Below are 1,044 nucleotides of genomic sequence, written 5' to 3'. Positions count from 1 at the left end.
CTAACCCTTAGCCCTTTTTCATCTTCTTCTAAAAAAAGTGTCCCTGATTTGTTTCTTCCAAGGACAAAATTCACATCATGATTAAAAAGTGCCCTTATATCGTCCTTTTCTATGCTCTCTTTAAAGGCACCTTTTGAAACTTTTTCTCTAAATGGCACTACAAAACCTAATTCTTCGCTCCATTTATCAAAAACTGCTGCGTGCCCTTCAATTATTCTAACTTCATTTTCTTCCTGTTTCATATTATTTATCCTTAATTCCTGAAGATTTATCGTCCTTATCTCCATTTTTTCCATTAAATTCATCACCACCTTTTGCATCTTTTGCTTTATTTGCAGGTATCATATTGCCATTTACAAGGTAAATATCTCCTCCTTGGTCATCTGGTATTGGGTTCATGTCCTCTAATTCCCTAATATCATTGGGTGATAACCATCCATTTTGCCTTCCTATCGCATATCCTTCCATTCTTGTCTTAAAATCACCCCTTAAAAGGCCATCTACTGTGAATTTAGGAAAATATATTCGCCTTTCTCCTTCATTAAGAAGGCATTTTGATATGGCTTGTTCCCATCTTACAAGGTATGGCCTTACTGTATGAACAACAAATTCAATTGATTGATGCTCAATATTGCTAAATGTGGCCCTTTCTAAATCACCAATCATGTGAGGTGGAACCCTAAATATTCTACATATCTCATTTAATTGAAATTTTCTTGTTTCTAAAAACTGTGCATCCTCTGGCGGAATTCCTATTTCATGATATTTCATTCCTTCTTCTAATACTGCAATCTTATGTGAGTTTTTTATTCCTTTATATACTTCTTCCCAAGACTTTCTAAGCCTTTCAGGGTCCTTTACAAACCCTGGATGTTCAAGTATTCCTCCCGGTCTTGCACCATTTGCAAAGAACCTTGCTCCATATTCTTCTGTTGCAATTGAAAGTCCAATAGCCTCTCTTGCCATCTGAATTGGTGAATAACCCTTAAATCCATCAAATCCAAGCCCTACTACATGAAATACTTCCTCTTTTTGTAGAATTAC

2 protein-coding genes are annotated in these 1,044 nt (G+C 35.7%); both read right to left on the bottom strand.

The genetic code is table 11. From position 1 onward, the window contains the following. Positions 1-242: HK97 family phage prohead protease (locus tag BUB63_RS13165; protein ID WP_200790291.1), on the bottom strand; the 242-nt coding region annotated here is incomplete at its 3' end. Between the two features lies 1 nt (position 243). Continuing rightward, a partial coding sequence (locus BUB63_RS13160; protein ID WP_073250485.1) for a phage portal protein occupies positions 244-1,044 on the bottom strand: 801 nt, incomplete at its 5' end.

The sequence above is a fragment of the Caloramator proteoclasticus DSM 10124 genome (assembly GCF_900129265.1).
GTDB classification, from domain to species: Bacteria; Bacillota; Clostridia; order Clostridiales; family Caloramatoraceae; genus Thermobrachium; species Thermobrachium proteoclasticum.
This window is presented reverse-complemented; position numbering and strand designations above follow the sequence as displayed.